Origin of the sequence: Acidovorax temperans (genome assembly GCF_006716905.1) — a bacterium.
In the GTDB taxonomy this organism is placed as follows: Bacteria; Pseudomonadota; Gammaproteobacteria; order Burkholderiales; family Burkholderiaceae_C; genus Acidovorax; species Acidovorax temperans.
In genome coordinates, this window is record NZ_VFPV01000002.1 from 1322649 (window position 1) to 1342155 (window position 19507).

The 19507-nt window shown below is 60.8% G+C and carries 22 protein-coding genes; 15 read left to right on the forward strand and 7 right to left on the reverse strand.

The window, feature by feature from the left end:
* Nucleotides 1-6 precede the first annotated feature (6 nt).
* Genes BDD18_RS14315 through BDD18_RS14325 form a run of 3 tightly spaced genes read left to right on the forward strand, consistent with a single transcriptional unit; the run spans nt 7 to nt 2619 of the window.
* Complete coding sequence (locus BDD18_RS14315) at nt 7-1083, forward strand: ABC transporter permease subunit (protein ID WP_142083868.1); 1077 nt, start codon at nt 7-9, stop codon at nt 1081-1083.
* Nucleotides 1084-1105: 22 nt separating this feature from the next.
* A complete protein-coding gene (locus BDD18_RS14320; RefSeq protein WP_066690896.1) occupies nt 1106-1888 on the forward strand; it encodes an ABC transporter ATP-binding protein in 783 nt (260 codons plus the stop codon).
* 2 nt (nt 1889-1890) lie between these two features.
* Nucleotides 1891-2619, forward strand: coding sequence for an ABC transporter ATP-binding protein (locus tag BDD18_RS14325; protein WP_142083869.1), 729 nt, complete (start codon nt 1891-1893; stop codon nt 2617-2619).
* Between the two features lie 96 nt (nt 2620-2715).
* On the opposite strand, the gene BDD18_RS14330 is transcribed toward BDD18_RS14325, so the two are convergent.
* Nucleotides 2716-3327, reverse strand: a complete 612-nt coding sequence (locus BDD18_RS14330; protein WP_142083871.1) for an outer membrane beta-barrel protein — start codon at nt 3325-3327, stop codon at nt 2716-2718.
* 295 nt (nt 3328-3622) lie between these two features.
* Between BDD18_RS14330 and BDD18_RS14335 the strand changes: the two genes are divergently transcribed.
* The gene (locus tag BDD18_RS14335; RefSeq protein WP_044395963.1) at nt 3623-3985 is read left to right on the forward strand and encodes a DMT family protein; all 363 of its coding nucleotides are present in this window, start codon (nt 3623-3625) and stop codon (nt 3983-3985) included.
* A 260-nt stretch (nt 3986-4245) separates the two neighbouring features.
* Here BDD18_RS14335 and BDD18_RS14340 read toward each other — a convergent pair whose 3' ends face one another.
* A complete protein-coding gene (locus BDD18_RS14340) occupies nt 4246-5220 on the reverse strand; it encodes an IS5 family transposase (RefSeq protein ID WP_142083872.1) in 975 nt (324 codons plus the stop codon).
* A gap of 176 nt (nt 5221-5396) precedes the next feature.
* On the opposite strand from BDD18_RS14340, the gene BDD18_RS14345 reads away from it, so the two are divergent.
* Together BDD18_RS14345 and BDD18_RS14350 are read left to right on the forward strand one after the other, a co-directional pair.
* Nucleotides 5397-6044, forward strand: coding sequence for a DUF47 domain-containing protein (locus BDD18_RS14345; protein WP_044395966.1), 648 nt, complete (start codon nt 5397-5399; stop codon nt 6042-6044).
* A gap of 18 nt (nt 6045-6062) precedes the next feature.
* Complete coding sequence (locus BDD18_RS14350) at nt 6063-7073, forward strand: inorganic phosphate transporter (protein ID WP_142083874.1); 1011 nt, start codon at nt 6063-6065, stop codon at nt 7071-7073.
* Nucleotides 7074-7160: 87 nt separating this feature from the next.
* Here the strand turns inward: BDD18_RS14350 and BDD18_RS14355 are convergent, their stop codons facing one another.
* On the reverse strand, nt 7161-7607 hold the full coding sequence (locus BDD18_RS14355) for a TM2 domain-containing protein (protein WP_066690886.1): 447 nt from the start codon (nt 7605-7607) through the stop codon (nt 7161-7163).
* 9 nt (nt 7608-7616) lie between these two features.
* On the reverse strand, nt 7617-8138 hold the full coding sequence (locus BDD18_RS14360; protein WP_142083875.1) for a GNAT family N-acetyltransferase: 522 nt from the start codon (nt 8136-8138) through the stop codon (nt 7617-7619).
* A gap of 135 nt (nt 8139-8273) precedes the next feature.
* Here BDD18_RS14360 and rpsP point away from each other — a divergent pair, with 135 nt between their 5' ends.
* From rpsP to BDD18_RS14390, 6 genes are all read left to right on the forward strand, one after another.
* Nucleotides 8274-8525, forward strand: a complete 252-nt coding sequence (gene rpsP / locus BDD18_RS14365) for a 30S ribosomal protein S16 (protein ID WP_010463504.1) — start codon at nt 8274-8276, stop codon at nt 8523-8525.
* Nucleotides 8526-8598: 73 nt separating this feature from the next.
* Nucleotides 8599-9168 (forward strand): ribosome maturation factor RimM, encoded by a 570-nt coding sequence (rimM, locus tag BDD18_RS14370; RefSeq protein ID WP_142083877.1) that lies wholly within the window; start codon nt 8599-8601, stop codon nt 9166-9168.
* 23 nt (nt 9169-9191) lie between these two features.
* On the forward strand, nt 9192-9950 hold the full coding sequence (trmD, locus tag BDD18_RS14375; protein WP_142083879.1) for a tRNA (guanosine(37)-N1)-methyltransferase TrmD: 759 nt from the start codon (nt 9192-9194) through the stop codon (nt 9948-9950).
* 127 nt (nt 9951-10077) lie between these two features.
* Nucleotides 10078-10461 carry a 50S ribosomal protein L19 gene (gene rplS / locus BDD18_RS14380; protein WP_044395977.1) on the forward strand — a complete coding sequence of 128 codons (384 nt, stop codon included), beginning with the start codon at nt 10078-10080 and terminating at the stop codon, nt 10459-10461.
* Between the two features lie 165 nt (nt 10462-10626).
* Nucleotides 10627-11343, forward strand: a complete 717-nt coding sequence (locus tag BDD18_RS14385) for a CoA pyrophosphatase (protein ID WP_066783515.1) — start codon at nt 10627-10629, stop codon at nt 11341-11343.
* Nucleotides 11344-11413: 70 nt separating this feature from the next.
* Nucleotides 11414-12403 (forward strand): CobD/CbiB family protein, encoded by a 990-nt coding sequence (locus BDD18_RS14390; protein ID WP_142083880.1) that lies wholly within the window; start codon nt 11414-11416, stop codon nt 12401-12403.
* A 61-nt stretch (nt 12404-12464) separates the two neighbouring features.
* Here the strand turns inward: BDD18_RS14390 and rsgA are convergent, their stop codons facing one another.
* The 3 genes from rsgA to BDD18_RS14405 are packed head-to-tail and all read right to left on the reverse strand — an operon-like array spanning nt 12465 to nt 15077.
* Entirely contained in the window at nt 12465-13412 is a 948-nt protein-coding gene (gene rsgA / locus BDD18_RS14395) for a ribosome small subunit-dependent GTPase A (RefSeq protein WP_142083882.1), read from the reverse strand.
* Between the two features lie 18 nt (nt 13413-13430).
* On the reverse strand, nt 13431-13772 hold the full coding sequence (locus BDD18_RS14400; protein ID WP_142083884.1) for a 4a-hydroxytetrahydrobiopterin dehydratase: 342 nt from the start codon (nt 13770-13772) through the stop codon (nt 13431-13433).
* A gap of 3 nt (nt 13773-13775) precedes the next feature.
* Nucleotides 13776-15077 carry a M48 family metallopeptidase gene (locus BDD18_RS14405; RefSeq protein ID WP_142083886.1) on the reverse strand — a complete coding sequence of 434 codons (1302 nt, stop codon included), beginning with the start codon at nt 15075-15077 and terminating at the stop codon, nt 13776-13778.
* A gap of 37 nt (nt 15078-15114) precedes the next feature.
* Here BDD18_RS14405 and orn point away from each other — a divergent pair, with 37 nt between their 5' ends.
* The 3 genes from orn to BDD18_RS14420 all read left to right on the forward strand — a co-directional run bounded on the left by orn (nt 15115) and on the right by BDD18_RS14420 (nt 19486).
* Nucleotides 15115-15693 carry an oligoribonuclease gene (orn, locus tag BDD18_RS14410; RefSeq protein WP_044395985.1) on the forward strand — a complete coding sequence of 193 codons (579 nt, stop codon included), beginning with the start codon at nt 15115-15117 and terminating at the stop codon, nt 15691-15693.
* Nucleotides 15694-16027: 334 nt separating this feature from the next.
* Nucleotides 16028-17869 carry a DEAD/DEAH box helicase gene (locus BDD18_RS14415; protein ID WP_142083888.1) on the forward strand — a complete coding sequence of 614 codons (1842 nt, stop codon included), beginning with the start codon at nt 16028-16030 and terminating at the stop codon, nt 17867-17869.
* A 156-nt stretch (nt 17870-18025) separates the two neighbouring features.
* On the forward strand, nt 18026-19486 hold the full coding sequence (locus BDD18_RS14420) for a sensor domain-containing diguanylate cyclase (protein ID WP_142083890.1): 1461 nt from the start codon (nt 18026-18028) through the stop codon (nt 19484-19486).
* Nucleotides 19487-19507: the final 21 nt, after the last annotated feature.

Here is a 19507-nt window from a genome sequence, read left to right on the forward strand (position 1 = left end):
CACACCATGAAGAACACCAAAATCAATTGGGTCCTGGGCGGCATTGCGCTCCTGATCCTCCCGCTGGTCCTGCAGTACTTTGGCAACGCCTGGGTGCGTATTGCCGACCTGGCCTTGCTGTACGTGATGCTGGCTCTGGGCCTGAACATCGTGGTGGGCTACGCTGGCCTGCTCGACCTGGGCTACGTGGCGTTCTACGCCGTGGGCGCCTACCTGTTTGGCCTGATGGCTTCGCCGCACCTGGCTGACAACTTTGCGGCCTTTGCCGCCATGTTCCCGAACGGCCTGCACACCTCGCTGTGGCTGGTGATCCCGCTGGCGGCGGTGCTAGCGGCCTTTTGCGGGGCTTTGCTGGGCGCACCAACCCTCAAGCTGCGCGGTGACTACCTGGCCATCGTGACCCTGGGCTTTGGCGAAATCATCCGCATCTTCCTGAACAACCTGGACCACCCCGTCAACCTGACCAACGGCCCCAAGGGCATTGGCCAGATCGACTCGGTCAAGATCTTCGGTCTGGACCTGGGCAAGCGCCTGGAACTGTTCGGCTATGACATCAACTCCGTCACGCTGTACTACTACCTGTTCCTCATCCTGGTGATCTTCACCGTGGTGATCTGCTACCGCCTGCAGGACTCGCGCATCGGCCGCGCCTGGATGGCCATCCGCGAAGACGAAATCGCCGCCAAGGCCATGGGCATCAACACCCGTAACATGAAGTTGCTGGCTTTCGGCATGGGCGCTTCGTTTGGTGGGGTGTCGGGTGCGATGTTCGGCGCCTTCCAGGGCTTCGTCTCGCCCGAGTCGTTCAGCCTGATGGAGTCCGTGATGATCATCGCGATGGTGGTGCTCGGCGGTATTGGTCACATCCCCGGCGTGATTCTGGGGGCCGTTTTGCTGGCCGCACTGCCTGAAGTGCTGCGCTATGTGGCAGGCCCGCTGCAGGCCATGACCGACGGTCGTCTGGACTCCGCCATCCTGCGCCAGCTGCTGATCGCACTGACCATGATTGTCATCATGCTGCTGCGTCCCCGTGGCCTGTGGCCTGCGCCAGAGCACGGCAAGAGCCTGACCCAAAAGACTTGAACCCATCGCAGAAAGTTAGAACATGGCAGAAAAAACCAACGATGTGGTGCTCAAGGTTGCAGGTATCTCCAAGCGCTTCGGCGGCCTGCAAGCCCTCTCTGATGTTGGCATCACCATTCAACGCGGTCAGGTCTATGGCCTGATCGGCCCCAACGGCGCTGGCAAGACCACGTTTTTTAACGTGATCACCGGTTTGTACACCCCTGACAGCGGCACTTTTGAGCTGGCAGGCAAGCCCTACGAGCCCACTGCGGTGCACGAAGTGGCCAAGGCGGGCATTGCCCGCACCTTCCAGAACATTCGCCTGTTTGCCGAAATGACGGCGCTTGAGAACGTGATGGTGGGCCGCCACATCCGCACCAAGTCGGGCCTGCTGGGCGCCGTGCTGCGCACCAAGAGCTTCAAGGAAGAAGAGGCTGCGATTGCCAAGCGTGCGCAAGAGTTGCTGGACTACGTGGGCATTGGCAGGTTTGCCGACTACAAGGCCCGCACCCTGAGCTATGGCGACCAGCGCCGCCTGGAAATTGCCCGGGCCCTGGCAACCGACCCGCAACTCATTGCGCTGGACGAGCCCGCTGCCGGCATGAACGCCACCGAGAAGGTGCAGCTGCGCGAGCTGATCGACCGTATTCGCAACGACAACCGCACCATCTTGCTCATCGAGCACGACGTGAAGCTGGTGATGGGCCTGTGCGACCGCGTGACGGTGCTGGACTACGGCAAGCAGATTGCCGAAGGCACCCCTGCCACCGTGCAGAAGAATGAAAAAGTGATTGAGGCCTATCTGGGCACCGGAGGACATTGAGAATGGCCGAGAAATCCAACAAGGTACTGCTGCAGGTCAAGGGCCTGAAGGTGGCCTACGGCGGTATCCAGGCCGTCAAGGGCGTGGACTTTGAAGTGCGCGAAGGCGAGCTGGTCTCGCTGATCGGCTCCAACGGTGCGGGCAAGACCACGACCATGAAGGCCATCACCGGCACACTGCCCATCAACGATGGCGACATCGAATACCTGGGCGAGAGCATCAAAGGCAAAGGCGCCTGGGATCTGGTGAAGAAGGGCCTGGTCATGGTGCCGGAAGGCCGCGGCGTGTTCGCCCGCATGACCATCACCGAGAACCTGCAGATGGGCGCCTACATCCGCAAGGACAAGGCGGGCATCCTGGCTGACATCGAAAAGATGTTCACCATCTTCCCGCGCCTGCGCGAACGCAAGGACCAGCTGGCCGGCACCATGTCGGGCGGTGAACAGCAAATGCTGGCCATGGGCCGCGCGCTGATGAGCCAGCCCAAGGTGCTGCTGCTGGACGAGCCCTCCATGGGCCTGTCGCCCATCATGGTGGACAAGATCTTCGAGGTGGTGCGCGATGTGTACGCCCTGGGCGTGACCGTCGTGCTGGTGGAGCAAAACGCCAGCCGTGCGCTGGCGATTGCCGACCGTGGCTACGTGATGGAATCGGGCCTGATCACCATGACCGGCCCCGGCCAGCAACTGCTGAGCGACCCCAAGGTGCGCGCAGCTTACCTGGGCGAATAAGCCGTTTCGGCGGACACAAAAAAGGGACGCGGTGGTTTGCACCGCGTCCCTTTTTTCTTGCTCGAGTCAGCCGAGATGCGCCTCAGCCTGGATGGGTCAGAAACGGTATTGCAAGCCCACCGTGGTCATCTTCACGTCCTGCTTGCCGTCAGAGAACTTGAGTTTGTGGTTTTCCCACTCGATCACGGCGGCCCACTGCGGCGTGAACGCCCAGCGCGCACCCACGCCGTACGACATGCCAAAGCCATCTTCCTTGCCCGTCTGCACGCCCAGGCCGCTGGCGCCGGAGGTGCGGGTGCGGCCATAGGTCGTACCCACTTTGCCGAACAGGTCGAATTGCTCGTTCAGCGGTGCACGGCCCACCAGGCTCAGGTTGAAGCCATGGGCCTCGGTATCACCGCCCAGCCGCCGGGCCTTGCCTGCATTGAGGTAACCCAGCTCTACGCCCCAGTTGGGGTGGAAGAACCCACCGGTGTAGATCTTGAAGGTTGTGTCGGAGTTGTCATACGCCATGCCTGCAGGGCCGGTGGAAAGATCGTACTTCGAGCGACCGGCGCTGATGCCGGTGTAGCCGTTATGGGTGTAGGGCAGCATCGATGCGCGTTCACCGGACTGGCTGGGGTACGAGGTAGTGCTCTGTGCCTGGGCGCCAGCCACGGCGAATGTGGCAACCAGCGCCACGGGGAGAAGGCGAAATGCGGACTTCATGGATCAGTTCCTTGGTGGTCTTTGCGGGGGACGATGGCGCGGATTGCGAGCAATGCACTCCAGCGCTGAGCGAAGCACCACTGTATGAAGCGTTCCGACTGCCGGACGTGGGAGGCAGGGAGATGCGGTTGTCAGCGCCGTCCTATCCGGCGGCAGGGCGGGGCGTGTTCTTCTATGGCTGCGCTCAGCCAGCGCTGAATGCTACTTTTTGTATAGCTGTAAGCGCTTGTTGCATAAGCGCTAGAGGCCATTTTCAATAAAATCAATCGCATCCACGCTTGCCCCTGGCCACCTTATGCAAACGCTCCAGTCCTTGCCCATTTCTTTGCAAACCGTGTTGCTGCTGATTGCCAGCAACGTGTTCATGACGTTCGCCTGGTACGGGCACCTCAAGAACCTGGCGTCTTCGCCCTGGTATGTGGCGGCGCTGGTCAGCTGGGGTATTGCGCTGTTTGAATACCTCTTGCAGGTGCCGGCCAACCGCATCGGCCACACGCAGTTCAACGTGGGGCAGCTCAAGATCATGCAGGAAGTGATCACGTTGAGCGTGTTTGTGCCGTTTGCAGTGTTTTATATGGACCAGCCGCTCAAGCTGGACTACCTGTGGGCAGGGCTGTGCCTGGTGGGCGCCGTGTATTTCATCTTCCGCAGCGCTTGAGCGGGCGGGCTTGCGCCGGGTGGGTTGTGCGCGGCCGGGCAGGGCCCTCACCCTCTCGCGTCCGAAGGCTTGCATCGGGTTCGGCCCTTGCTGACGGGGCTTCGTGCACCTGCCTGGGTGTTGACCAGGCTCTAAGGCTACGCTGAACAAGCCCTCGAAATTTCCCGCGCGAACGCGGAAGACGCCATTTTTTGGATTTTGTGGCCTCTTGCGCCGCCCATTTGGGCCGTTCGCAGGGCCTTGAGGCCCGATTTCCACCCTTACGGGCGCACCTGTCCCTGCAGTCGCCCTCGGGCAAGGAAAATGTTGGCCAGCGCCAAGGCCGTGAATGCGCGTGTGGCGTTCTTCTGCAGCCCGCGGTAGCGCACCTTGGTGAATCCCCACAGGCGCTTTACCACCGCAAAGACATGCTCGACCCGAGCGCGCACCCGTGACTTGTTGCGGTTCTTGGCCCGCTGAACTTCGTCCACCTCGCCCGCACGGCGGGTGCGCTGGTTGGTGAAGTCCTTGGCCCTGGGGGCTTTGCTCGCTATCAGTGTTTTCTGGCTGGCATAGGCCGAGTCGCCGTACACGCGTCGCTCATTGCCATGCAGCAGATCGGGCAGTGGGTGTTTGTCGTGCACGTTGGCCGCCGTCACCACGGCGCTGTGCGCCAGCCCGCTTTGGCTGTCCACCCCAATGTGCAGCTTCATGCCGAAATACCATTGCTGGCCTTTGCGGGTCTGGTGCATGTCGGGGTCGCGCGCCTTGTCGGCGTTCTTGGTAGAACTGGGCGCGGCGATGATGGTGGCATCCACGATGGTGCCGGTGTTGACCTTGAAGCCGCGCTCCTGCAATTGCTGGCCTACCTTGGCAAACAGGGCTTCGCCCAGTTTGTGCTCATGGAGCAGTTTGCGAAACTTCAGCAGCGTGGTGGCGTCGGGCACGCGTTCGCGGCCCAGGTCAATCCCCACAAAGCGGCGCAGACTGGCACTGTCATACAGAGCCTCCTCGCACGCCAGATCGGCCAGGTTGAACCAGTGCTGAAGAAAATGGATGCGCAGCATGCGCTCAAGGCCAATGGGCGGGCGGCCGTTGCCTGCTTTGGGGTAGTGCGGCTCTATCACCTGGCACAGAGCGGCCCATGGCACTATTGTCTCCATGGTCCGCAAGAACTCTTCGCGTCGGGTGGGTTTGCGCGAATGCTCGAATCCGTTGTCTTGATCTGCGGCCATTGCCAGGGTCTGCTGCTTCATCTGCGGATAACGTTTGACCCCTCTCAATGGTGGACCTTAATCAGCGTTGCCCTAAGTGAGTGGTCGCCCCCGCCAGCGGACAAACGCGCACGGTTAAACTCGAGATGTCACAAAACCGTCACGATACCCTGTGGCGTTCGTTCTTTTGTATCTTTAAATTCCCACCAGGAGCCCGCATGCTGTTTGCCAAGCTGTTGCCACGCGAAGGCAATTTTTTCGAAATGTTCAACCAGCATGCGGAGCGCATCGTCGAAGCAGCGCGTGCTTTTTCGCAACTGGTGGCCAACTACGGTGATCCGCACCTGCGGGACAAATACAACCAGGACGTGGACAACGCCGAACGCGCTGCCGACCGTGTCACGCACGACGTGAACAAAGCCATCCACAAGACCTTCATCACGCCCATCGACCGTGAGCAGATCCACGCGCTCATCAACACCATGGACGATGTGGCTGATCTGATCCAGGATTCGGCCGAGACCATGGCGCTGTACGACGTGCGCCACATGACCGAAGAAATCACCCGCCTCACGGACCTGAGCCTCAAGTGCTGCGAGCGCCTGCGCGATGCCGTCAAGCTGCTCGACAAGATTGCCGACCCCGCCGTGGCCGAGGCCGCGCTCAAGACCTGCGAAGAAATCGACCGCCTGGAATCGGATGCCGACCGCGTGATGCGTAGCGCCATGAGCAAGCTGTTCCGCGAAGAGCCCGATGTGCGTGAAGTCATCAAGCTCAAGGCCATTTACGAGCTGCTGGAAACCATCACCGACAAGTGTGAAGACGTGGCCAACTGCATCGAGGGCATCGTCCTCGAAAACTCCTGATCCACCGGACTGACTGACATGGAAACCGTACAGACAGCCCTGTGGGTTGTGGTTCTGCTCGTCGCGTTGGCGCTCCTGTTCGACTTCATGAACGGGTTCCACGATGCGGCCAACTCGATTGCCACGGTGGTCTCCACTGGTGTGCTCAAGCCTGCGCAGGCAGTGTTGTTCGCGGCGTTCTTCAACTTCATCGCGATTTTTGTGTTCCACCTCAGCGTGGCGGCTACGGTCGGCAAGGGCATCGTGCAGCCGGGCGTGGTGGATACGCACGTGGTGTTTGGCGCCCTCGTAGGTGCCATCACCTGGAACGTCATCACCTGGTACTACGGCATTCCCAGCAGCTCTTCGCACGCTCTCATCGGCGGCATCGTGGGTGCGGTGATTGCCAAGGCCGGTGCGGGTGCTTTGGTGTCCACCGGCATTTTGAAGACGGTGGCGTTCATCTTCGTGTCGCCCCTGCTGGGCTTTCTGCTTGGCTCGCTCATGATGGTGGGGGTGGCCTGGGTTTTCCGGCGAACCCGCCCCAACAAGGTGGACAAGTGGTTCCGCCGCTTGCAACTGGTTTCTGCAGGTGCCTACAGCCTGGGCCACGGCGGCAATGATGCGCAAAAGACCATCGGCATCATCTGGCTGCTGCTGATTGCCACCGGCTATTCGACCACAGCAGACACATCTCCGCCCACCTGGACCATCGTCAGCTGCTACGTGGCCATTGGCCTGGGTACGATGTTTGGCGGCTGGCGTATCGTGAAGACCATGGGTCAGAAGATCACCAAGCTCAAACCCGTGGGGGGCTTCTGTGCCGAAACCGGTGGTGCGTTGACCCTGTTCCTGGCCACTACGCTGGGCATTCCAGTCTCCACCACGCACACCATCACCGGTGCCATCGTGGGCGTGGGTTCAACCCAGCGCGCCAGCGCGGTGCGGTGGGGGGTGGCGGGCAACATCGTCTGGGCCTGGATCTTGACCATTCCAGCCAGCGCCTTTGTTGCGGCCATTGCTTACTGGGTGAGCCTGCAGTTGTATTGATTGCTACTGAAATGATAGCTGCCTGCGCTTGTCCATAAAGCGCCAACGCCCTGTTTGGTTGTCAAGCCAAACAGGGCGTTGTGTTTTTTACTGCGAGATTTTGCGGGCCTCTTCGATCTGGTATTCAAAGTAGCGCTGGAAGCTGAAGGCAATGCTCGCCATCAGCACCGTGGTGCCCATCAGTAGCGACACTACCATCGCCCCAATGGTCAGCCACCGCGTTTGGCCCGCAGCCGCCTGTTCGGGGGCGGTGGGGTTGTAGCGGGCGTTCCAACGCTCCGGGGTCTGCAGGCCGTACAAAATCCCCCGCAGTGCGCAGCCCGCAATGGTGAAGCCCAGCAGCGGTATCAAGAACCAGCTGTACTGGTCATCTTGCCCAAACTGCTGCACCCGCTGAATGCCATACAGACCGAGTGCGGTAGGGATGGGCAGCAACCAGCCCAGCATGTCGGTCAGGCCGTGCAGATAAAAGCGGTGCAGGCCCAAGGGCCCCCCCACGAAGGCGAGCCAGGCGGCCAGGGTTTTGTTCTTCATGGGGGCGCATTATTCCGGTGAAGTGGTGTCCCCCGCGCCCAGGGTCTTTTCCATGAGCACGATGTCGCGCCAGGCGCCAAATTTCCAGCCCACCGAGCGCATCACGCCCACATCGGTGAACCCCAGTGCGCGGTGCAGCCCGATGGAGCCAGCGTTGGCAGAGTCTCCAATCACCGCGAGCAACTTGCGCACGCCCACCGCTTCCGCTTGCACGGCCAACTCGGCCAGCAGCTTGCGGCCCACGCCCATGCCCCGGGCAGCGTCGGCCACATAAATCGAATCTTCCGCCGAGAAGCGGTACGCCGGGCGGGGCTTGAACCAGTTGGCATAGGCAAAACCCAGCACTTCGCCGTCCTTCTCGGCCACCAGCCAGGGCAGGTTGCGGCCCAGCACGTCTGCGCGGCGTGCAGCCATATCAGCTTCGGAAGGCGGGTCTATCTCAAAAGTGCCTGTGCCGTGAAGAACGTGGTGGCGATAAATGGCAGTAATGGCGGGCAGGTCTGCGTCGGTGCTCGGGCGGATGATGGGCATACAAGAGGGTTGTGGATATAATTGCAGGCTTTGCAACGTGTCGCTGGCCGGGTGGTCATGTCGCGTGTCTCAAACGTTGCGAAATTTCCGTGGCCCGCGCATTTTGACGTTGGCTCACCACCCGAAGGATAAATCATGGTCGTTATTCGACTCTCTCGCGGCGGCTCCAAGGGCCGTCCTTTCTTCAACATCGTTGTTGCTGACAAGCGCGTGCGCCGCGATGGCCGTTTCATCGAACGTATCGGCTTCTACAACCCCACCGCCAAGGAAACCGAAGAAGGTCTGCGCATCGTGCAAGACCGCCTGACGTACTGGCAGAGCGTGGGCGCCCAGTCCTCGCCTACCGTGGACCGCCTGATCAAGCAAGCTGCCAAGAAGGCTGCTTAAAGTCCCCCGAAAAGGGCGGGTTCCGTGGGTTTTCCCGGCGGATCCCGCCCTTTTCTTTTTGTCTGAACGAAAAATGGCCACATCCCTCCACCTCGAAGCCGCAAACCTGCCCGAAGATGCCATTGAAGTGGCGCGCATTGCCGACGCCTGGGGGGTGAAGGGCTGGTTCAAGGTCGTGCCGCACAGTGCCGACCCTGAAGCCTTGTTTTCTGCCAAGCGCTGGTTTTTGCAGCCGTCTGAGCGTGGCGCCAAGGCGTTCGCCGGTACCGTGCTGCTCAACATCCGCCAGGCCAAGGACCACTCGGACACTGTGGTTGCCTGGGCCGAAGGTGTGGATGACCGCGATGCCGCAGAAGCACTGCGGGGTGCGCGCGTGTTTGTGCCGCGCTCCAGCTTTCCATCGACCGGTACGGACGAGTACTACTGGGTGGATCTGATCGGCCTGCAAGTGGTCAATCGCGAGGGGGTTGCGCTAGGCCAGGTGCGTGAGTTGATGTCCACCGGGCCGCAAACCGTGCTGGTGCTGGCTTATGAGCAGGACGGGAAAGCACAGGAACGGATGATTCCTTTTGTGTCTGCCTTTGTGGACAAGGTGGAGCTGGCGGAAAAGCGCATCACCGTGGACTGGCAGCCTGATTATTGAAGCCGCAGAGGTTGCGCCCCGCCATGCGTTTCGATGTCATCACGCTGTTTCCCGAGCTGTTTGCCCCGTTTTTGACGGCAGGCATCACGCGGCGTGCTTACGCCAGTGGCCAGGTCGATGTGCATTTGTGGAACCCGCGCGACCATGCCGAGGGCAATTACCGGCGCGTGGATGACCGCCCCTTCGGTGGCGGGCCAGGCATGGTCATGATGGCCGAGCCCCTGGAGCGGTGTCTGAACCACATCCGTGAACAACGTGGCGAAGCACTGGATACGCAAGCGCCGCTGGTGCTTTTTTCTCCCATTGGACGCAAGCTCAACCATGCGGAGGTAGAGGGTTGGTCTGCCAGCGCTGGTGCCATCTTGCTGTGTGGTCGCTACGAAGGGGTGGATCAGCGATTCATCGATGCGCATGTCACTGCGCAGTTGAGCCTGGGCGATTTTGTGCTCTCGGGTGGCGAAATTGCGGCGCTGGCGTTGCTGGATGCCGTGGCCCGCTTGCAGCCAGGGGTGTTGAGCGATGAAGGCAGCCACCAGTTCGACAGTTTCAACCCGGCGCTGGATGGCTTGCTGGATTGCCCCCACTACACGCGGCCCGAAGAGTGGGCGGGCAGGGCGGTTCCGGCGCCTTTGATGTCGGGCCACCATGCGCAGATTGAGCGCTGGCGGCGGGACCAGAGGCTGCTGATTACGGCCCGCCACCGGCCCGACCTGATCGATGCAGCCCGCGCTGCGGGCGCATTGCAGCCAGCCGACGAGGCGGTACTCGCCAAATCGCGCTAACGGGTTATAATGGCAGGCTTTTCGATCCTCTGGCCGGCCGTTTTGTGAGAGGTTTCACCTCGGCAAAACCTGAACGTCAATCCCGACGCAGCCATTTGTGGCGCGGACAAGATCGTTGGATATCAACATGAACCTGATCCAGACCCTGGAAGCGGAAGAAATCGCCCGCTTGAACAAGACCATCCCCGAATTCGCCCCTGGTGACACCGTCATCGTGAGCGTGAACGTGGTGGAAGGTAACCGCAAGCGCGTGCAGGCTTACGAAGGCGTGGTGATTGCCAAGCGCAATCGCGGCCTGAACAGCGGCTTCACCGTGCGCAAGATCTCGAGCGGCGAAGGCGTGGAACGTACGTTCCAAACCTACAGCCCGCTGATCGCTGGCATCGAAGTCAAGCGTCGTGGTGACGTGCGCCGTGCCAAGCTGTACTACCTGCGTGACCGCAGCGGCAAGTCGGCACGTATCAAGGAAAAGCTGCCTTCGCGCGTCAAGGCTGCTGCCACCGCCGCGTAAGGCGCAGGCATCCCCTGATACGCAAACCGCTACAGTGCTTAGGCCTGTAGCGGTTTTTTCGTTTCTGATGTCTCGATGGTTGCCAGAGCCAATCTTTTTGCGAACCACCAGGAAGTTTGATCAGGCCTCCGTGCCCGCTTCCTGCCAGCCAACCCGCCCACACCCGTGAGTCCCCCCAGCCCTTCAGATCGTCCTGTGGCAGCGTCGCCCACGACCTTGCCGGATTTTGATCCGCGCCAAGTGCCCATTGCAGCGGTCGACATCCATTTGCCTGCCGTTCCTCGGGCAGCCCTCACGCCTGAAGCGCTGCGCCAGCGCTTTGTAGCCCCGCCACAGTGGGAGCCAGAGGTGGTACTCGAAAAGTCGTACGCCAGCCGTTCACCGGCACGGGCTGCGGTGTTGCTCGGTATCGTGCTGCGCGATGAGCCCATGGTGCTGCTGACCGAGCGCACCGCCCACCTCTCCACGCATTCGGGGCAGGTGGCGTTTCCTGGCGGGCGTGCCGATCCAGAAGATGCCAGCCCGGCGCACACTGCGCTCAGAGAGGCCGAAGAGGAAGTGGGTCTGGCCGCGCGGCACGCGGAAGTGTTGGGGGTGCTGCCCACCTACGTTACTGGATCCTCGTTCATCATCTCGCCGGTGGTGGCCTTGGTTGCTCCCGACTGTGAGCTGAATCCCAACCCCTACGAGGTGGCCGATCTGTTCGAAGTGCCTCTGGCGTTTTTGATGGATCCGGCAAACCATCGCAGGCATGTGTTTGAGAGCGGGGGCGTTGAGCGGCAGTGGTTTTCCATGCCTTATCAAGATGGCTCCAAGTCTCGTTTCATTTGGGGCGCCACGGCAGGCATGTTGCGCAATTTCTATCGATTCCTGAGCGCTTGAGTAGCCATAGCGACTGGATGCGGGTGGCGCAGGGCTTGGTGGCTCATCAGGCCCCGCTATCATTGGCCGCATGAGTTTCTTTGCCATCCTGTTCGCTCTGCTGATCGAGCAGGCACGCCCTCTGGCCCGAACCAATCCCATCCATGCCGGCTTGCGCGCGTGGGCGCTGTCTGTGAGCCGCAATTTCGACGCTGGCAAAACCCACCACGGCTGGGTGGCCTGGAGCTTGGCGGTGGTGGTGCCCGCGCTGGTGACTTTGGCCATCCATGGGGCTTTGATGTGGGGGCTGGGCTGGCCTTTTGCGGTGCTCTGGAGTGTGGCGGTGCTTTACGTTACGCTGGGCTTTCGCCAGTTCAGCCACCATTTCACGGGCATCCGCGATGCACTGGAAGACGGTCAGGAAGACGCGGCCCGCGAGCGCCTGGCGCACTGGCAGCAGGTAGATGCCGGCATGCTGCCCCGCAGCGAAATCGTGCGCCATGTCATTGAATACTCGGTCATCTCGGCACACCGCCATGTCTTTGGTGTGCTGGCCTGGTTTTCCATTCTGGCGGCGCTGGGTCTGGGGCCCACCGGTGCGGTGCTTTATCGCATGGCTGAGTTTGTCTCCCGCTACTGGCATCACCGCCCCCAGCCTGCTGCACCGCAGGCCAGCGAGGCGCTGCAGACGGCCTCGGCCAAGGCGTGGTGGTTGATCGACTGGTTACCGGCGCGCCTGACGGCGCTGAGCTTCGCCGTTGTTGGTAGTTTTGAGGAAGCCATCGAAGGCTGGCGCTTTCATGCCCAGCGTTTTCCCAACGATAACGATGGGGTGGTGCTGGCGGCCACGGCGGGAGCCATCAACGTGCGTCTGGGCGGAGAGGCTCTGAAGGCGCGCTCAGAACCCACCGCGGTGCAGCAAGGTCTGGAGATTGATGCCGAGTTGGGCGACAGCGATTCCACGCCAGGCGTAGCCCCCGAGGTGGGGCATTTGCGCAGCGTGGTGGGCTTGGTGTGGCGGTCCGTGGTGGTCTGGATGCTGCTGCTTGCCTTGCTGACGCTGGCCAGGCTTTTGGGTTAGTGGAAGGCGCGCGGCAGGCAGCGTGATGGCCCGCGCTGTCGCCGCTGCAAACTCCTCTTTTTCAGTACCGCGGCTGGCTCAGTTCAGTGAATAAATCACTATAAATTTTATAGCGCGTCGCGCTTATTCCGCCTGCGCTAGGTGGCATTTTCAGTGCATCCAGCACACCGCAGCCCGGCTCATGCAAATGGGTGCAGTTATAAAAGCGGCAGTCATTGGCATGGGCGGCAATATCGGGCATGCAACTGGCCAGCTGCATAGGGGCGATGTGGTGCAGGCCAAATTCTTGAAAGCCGGGGGAGTCGATCAGTGCCGTGGTGCGCTCGGCGTCCACCCAGTACCAATGGGTGCTGGTGGTGGTGTGCTTGCCGGAGTTGAGGGCCTGCGAGATTTCTCCCGTCAATACAGTGGCGCCTGGCACCAGCAGGTTGATGAGGGTGCTTTTGCCTGAACCGGAAGGCCCCAGCACCAGCGTGACTTTGCCGCGCAGGTGCTGCAAAAGCACTTCCCGATCCACCTCGTTCGATTGCGTCAGGCACAGGGGCAGTACGCCGTAATGCTGCCCTTCTTTGCCCATGTGGCGGTAGGGTTGCAGGCGTTCCCAGGCGCGGGCAAACGGTTCCACCAAGTCGCTTTTGTTCAGCGCGATCAGTGGGGTGATGTGCGTGGCCTCTGCCGTGATCAGTGCACGGGCCAGCTGGCTCTCAGAAAAAACCGGCTCCGCCGCGATCAGGATGAGCACCTGGTCGATGTTGGCTGCGAACGATTTGGTGCGGATCTCATCCTGACGGTAGAACAGGTTGCGCCGTTCAAGCACCTTCTCAATCGTGCCTTCATCCCCCTGGCCCTGGGGGGCGGCTTGCCACATCACATGGTCGCCCACCACAGCATGGCTTTTTTTGCCCCGGGGGTGGCATATGCGGCGCTGGCCGTCGGGTGTCTCTACCACGCAGTGCCGGCCGTGGCTGGCCACCACGGTTCCTTGCATGAGGGCGCTGCGCTCAGCCATGGGTGGGGGCTGCCAAGGTCATGCCAGCACCAGCAGTTGGTCAAACTGCGCCGCACACTCGATGTCGGTGATCGAGATGCCTTGCACATCATGGGTGTTCAAACGCACCACGCAGCGGTTGTAGTGCACGGACAGGTCCGGGTGGTGGTCTTGTGCATTCGCGATGAAGGCCACCGCATTCACGAACGAGATCGTTTCGTAGTAATTGGCGAAGTGGTAGGTCTTCTCGATGGCGACGTTCTCGCCATCGCCACTCAGGCTCCAGCCATCCAGTTGAGCCAGTTTTGCTACAACTTCAGGAGCTTTCAGCGCACGGCGGTTCTGGGTGGACCAGTCTTTTTTCTTCAACATGGAGGTCATGGTTCAGGGGGTGTAGGAAAGGCGTGCCAGCCGCTCGGAGGCGGGTGGGTGTGAGTAGTAGAACTTCACGTAGACCGGGTCAGGGGTCAGGGTGGAGGCGTTGTCTTCGTACAGTTTCAGTAGCGCTGAAGCCAGGTCTGCTGCCTGCGTTTGTGCCGCCGCGTAGGCGTCGGCCTGGAACTCGTGCTTGCGCGAGAGTTGCGAGAACAGCGGCGAGATGAACTGGGTGAAAACGGGCGTCGCCAACATGAACAGCAGCAGCGCCAGGGCATCGTTGGGCGCGCTGCCCCAGTCTGCAGACAAGCCCACGGCAGGGTACACCCCCAGCCCCGTGTAGAACCAGCTTTGGGTGGACAGCCAGCCCAGCAGCGCAAAGCCCAGCAGGCTGAAAGCGAACATGCTCACGATGCGCTGGATGATGTGCCGGTGCTTGAAATGCCCCAGCTCGTGCGCCAGTACGGCCTCTACTTCGCCCACGGAGAGCTGGCGCAGCAACGTGTCATAAAACACCACACGTTTCGCAGTGCCAAAACCTGTGAAGTAGGCATTGGCATGGGCACTGCGGCGGCTGCCGTCCATCACAAAAAGCCCTTTGGCGGCAAAGCCGCAGCGTTCCATCAGATGCGAAACGCGTTGCTTGAGGGCTTCGTCTTCCAGTGGCTTGAATTGGTTGAACAGTGGGGCGATGAAGGTGGGGAAAATCACCATCAGCAGCAGGTTGAACCCCATCCAGACGGCCCAGGCCCAGGCCCACCAGTAGGGGCCTGCCTGGCCCATCAGCCACAGGATGGCTGCTGCAATCGGCAGACCAATGGCAGCCCCCAGCAATATCGACTTGCACAGGTCTGCAAGCCACAGGGCCGGGGTCATTTTGTTGAAGCCGAAGCGCTTCTCCTGCACAAATGTTTTGTACAGCGACACCGGCAAATCGATCAGCCCGCTGATGAGCACAAAAGCTGCCAGCAACGCCAATTGCTGCCACATGCCGCCACCCAGCCAGTGCAGCAGCGTCTGGTTCAGCAGATTCAGCCCGCCAAGCAAGGTCCAGCCCAGCAGCACGGCAGTGCCCAGGGCCAGCTCCAGCAGCTCCAGCCGGGCTTTGGCTACCGTGTAATCCGCCGCCTTTTGGTGAGCGGCCAGGGTGATGCGCTCGGCAAATGGCGCGGGAACAGCATTGCGGTGCCGTGCCACGTGGCGTATTTGCCGCGAAGCGAGCCACAGTTTGAGCAGCATGCCCGCACTCAGCGCAAAGGCAAACAGAAGTGTGAACAGCAGGGAAGGGGAAATTGCGTCGGAAGAGGCCATGTGCGGCGAGTTTAGGTCATCGGCGACAATGCGCCCCATGTCAGAAGCTAACACCCCAACCCCCGACGTGCTATCAAAATCAGACCAAAACCTTGTGTGGCTGGACTGTGAAATGACGGGCCTGAGCCCCGAGAACGACCGCTTGCTGGAAATTGCCGTGGTAGTGACAGGCCCTTCGCTGGAGCCTCGCGTTGAAGGCCCCGTGCTGGTCATCCACCAGTCTGATGAGCAATTGGCAAAGATGGATGCATGGAACCGTGGAACCCATGGCCGCAGCGGACTCACGGACAAGGTGAAAGCATCCACCCTGACGGAAGAGCAGGCCGAGGCGGAAATTCTGGCCTTTCTGCGGCAGTACGTTCCCAAGGGTGTTGCACCCATGTGCGGCAACAGCATTGGTCAGGATCGAAGGTTCCTCGTGCGCTACATGCCCAAGCTGGAGGCGTTCTTTCACTACCGCAATGTCGATGTGAGCACCCTGAAGGAGCTGGCCAAGCGCTGGAAGCCGGAAGCCTATTCGAGCTTCAAGAAGGCGCAGAAGCACACGGCTCTGGCAGACGTTCATGAATCCATCGACGAGCTGGCACATTACCGAACCCACTTCCTGGCCGTCTGAAAAAGGGCCAAGATTTTTCCGGCGCTGGTTGCGCTGGCGAAGGAGGCTGGTGAAAGTCCGACAAGGGCTTATCACCGCCGTTTGCACGCGTCTATTGCGGGGAAACCCTGAACGTGTAATAATCTAGGGCTGCGCAGTTTTCTGCTGCAGATTGTGCATCTCCCCTCACACACTGGGCTCGCAAGCTCGCTGCCATCGCAGTACAGTTTTTGCATTCTTCGCCCACCCGCTACGACCAAGTTCATGGCAGGTTTCGTTTGATGGTTGATGTTTTTTAACCATTGACGAAACCACCGCAGGCGCCCGCTTGCGGCAGGTCTCGTGTGAGAAAAATATGACCGACACTTTGCAAGTGCAGGGCGAATTCGCGCCTGCTGAATCCTCTTTTGCGGCTGAAACCCTGGCTGCTGCCGTGGTGGCTGATGCGGCTGCTGACGCAGTCACTGCCGATCCTAACGGCTTTATCGAACTGGGCCTGGCTCCAGAACTCGTGCAAGCGGTGGCTGACCTGGGTTACACCCAGCCCACGAGCGTGCAGCGCAAGGCCATTCCATTGGCGATGGGCACTGGCAATGATTCCACCAGCTTCATCGATCTGATGGTGTCCAGCCAGACAGGCAGTGGCAAGACCGCCGCCTTCTTGCTGCCTGTGTTGCACACGCTGATTCAGCAGCAAGCTGCTGCTGAAGCTGAAGAACGCGCTGCGTTTGAGCGTGCCGTCGCCGAGGCGGCAGCCCGTGGTGAGCCAGCTCCCAAGCGTGCCAAGCGCAAGGACCCCACCAATTCACGCAACTTCAAGGCTGCTACGCCTGGCGCACTGATCTTGTGCCCCACCCGTGAGCTGGCCCAGCAAGTAGCGCACGATGCGATTGACTTGGTCAAGCACTGCCGCGGCCTGCGCGTGGCCAATGTGGTGGGCGGTATGCCTTACCAATTGCAGATCGCCAAGCTGCAGAATGCAAACCTCGTGGTGGCTACGCCTGGCCGCCTGCTGGACCTGCAACGCTCGATGCAGATCAAGCTCGACAAGGTGCAATTCCTGGTAGTGGACGAAGCCGACCGCATGCTGGATCTGGGCTTCTCTGACGACCTGGCTGAGTTGAACCAACTCACGGCCCAGCGCAAGCAGACCATGATGTTCAGCGCAACGTTTGCCCCGCGCATCCAGCAACTGGCCATGCGTGTGATGCACGATGGCGGCGCATCGGTGCAAAAGGTGACGATTGACTCTCCGCAAGAGAAGCACGCCAACATCAAGCAGATGCTGTACTGGGCAGACAACGCGCAACACAAGCGCAAGCTGCTGGACCACTGGCTGCGTGACACCTCCATCAACCAAGCCATCGTGTTTGCCAGCACGCAGGTGGAGTGCGATGGCTTGGCCAACGACCTGCAGCAAGAAGGCTTTTCTGCTGTGGCGCTGCATGGTGCATTGAGCCAAGGTTTGCGCAACCGCCGCCTGATGGCTCTGCGCAGCGGCCAGGTGCAAATCCTGGTGGCAACCGATGTGGCGGCACGCGGTATCGACGTGCCCACCATCACCCACGTGTTCAACTTCGGCCTGCCCATGAAGGCTGAGGATTACACCCACCGTATCGGCCGTACCGGTCGTGCAGGTCGCGATGGCTTGGCTGTGACGTTCGCCGAATTCCGCGACCGCCGCAAGATTTTCGACATTGAGGGCTACAGCCGTCAGCAATTCAAGTCGGAAGTGATTCCAGGTCTGGAGCCTGCACAGCGCGCTCCCCAAACGCCTCGTGGCGATTTTGGTGGCCGTGGCCGCTCTGGCGGTTTTGAAGGTCGTGACTACGCGTCGCGTGATCGCCGTTTTGGTGGTCCAGCACGTGGCGGCAATGACCGGGGCGGTAACGATCGCGGTGGTTTCGGTGGTGGTTTCGCCGGCCGTGGCGGTCCTGCTCCCCGTGGCGGTGAGGGCTTTGCACCTCGGGAAGATCGTGGCTTTGCTCCACGCCGTGACAACGAAGGCTATGGCCGCAAGCCCGGCTTTGGCGACAACGGCCCGCGTGGCTTTGCCCCGCGTGGTGACATGGGCGCCCCCCGTGGTGCAGACCGTGGTGATTTTGCTCCCCGCAAGCCTGCGTTTGCCAAGCCTGCAGGCGGCAAGCCGTTTGCGCCCCACGATGCGCGCAAGCGTCCTGCACGCCCAGCTCGCTGATACTCTGCCAAGTGCCTGACCCTTTGGTGGGTACATCGCATGAAAGCCGCCTCTGATGAGGCGGTTTTTTTATGCCTGATCGCTTGGCGAGAGAGTCACCGACATTGGATGGAGGCGTGGCCCAGGCTCGCATAAGGGGCGACGAAAGGATTCAACGTGCAGCCCTATGTTTCTTCTGGTGCAGATTTTGAGCACATGTTCAACCTGGCGCCTTTATCGCTATGGCTGGAGGACTACAGTGCCTTGAAGGCTTTGTTCCAGCGCTGGCGAGAAGAGGGGGTCGATGACCTGGAAGCCTATCTGCGTGCCGATCCCTCTTTGTTGGCGCAGTCCAGTGCGGCTTTGCGTGTGCTTCAGGTCAATCAACGCACCCTGGATTTGTTTGCTGCGCCTGATCAGGTCACTTTGGTCGCACAGCTGGGGCAGATTTTCCGAGATGACATGCACCACTCCTTGGTGCGTGAGTTGGTTCAGCTCTGGGAGGGGCGGCTGGAATATTCCAATGAGAGCGTGAACTACGCCTTGGATGGGCGGCGCCTGGATGTACGGGTGAATGTGCGGGTGTTACCCGGTCATGAGGAGGACTGGAGCCGGGTGCTTGTTTCACTGGAAGACATCACGCGGCAAATGCAGGATGCCCTCCAGCTGCGACGTAGCGAGCAATATGCCCGCGGCTTGTTTGAATACTCCCCCGTGTCGTTGTGGGTTGAGGACTTCAGCGCCATCAAGATGCTGCTCGATGGCGTGCGTGCGCAGGGAATCGCTGATTTCAAAACCTTTCTCAAAGTACACCCAGAATTCGTTTCTCGGTGCATGCTAGAGATCCGTGTGATCGACGTGAACCAGCAGACGCTGGAAATGTTCGGAGCCCGGTCCAAAGACCGCTTGCTCAACAACCTGAGTCAGGTGTTTCGGGGTGAAATGGCGGAGTCGTTTGCCGAGCAGTTGCAGGATTTGTGGGAAGGCAAGACCGTGCAGCAGCGTGAGGTCACCAATTACTCGCTGCCTGGGGATGCGGTGCACATCCACATGCAGTTCTCTGTGCTGGGTGGTCATCAGGACGATTGGAGCCTGGTGCTGCTCTCGCTGGTAGATATCACGGCTCGCAAGAAGGCTGAGGCCTATCTGGAGTACCTGGGCAAGCACGATGTGCTGACCCAGCTTCGCAACCGGGCGTTTTATGCAGAAGAACTTAATCGCCTTACGCGCAAGGGGCCGTGGCCATTTGCGGTGATTGCCATCGACCTCAACGGCCTCAAGGCCATCAATGATGAGCAGGGCCACGCCGCAGGTGACGCCATGCTGCGCCGCGCTGGCGAAGTGCTGGCCAAGGCGGTTGATGCACCAGCTTGTGCGGCCCGGGTAGGTGGCGATGAATTTGCGGTGTTGCTGCCGGGGGCAGACGAGCGAGGCGCCGCAGCCATACGTGACCGCATTCAATCACTGGTGGAGTTGAACAACCAGTTCTATTCAGGGCAGCCGCTGGGATTGGCCATGGGGATCGCGTGCTGTCAGTCGGGCGAGGCAGTGGAGTCTGCCTTGCACAAGGCCGACCAGGCCATGTACGAGGAAAAGAAGCGTTACTACCACCAGCAGGGCCTGGAGCGCAGACGCTGACCGCTTCTGCTCACTTCTTCA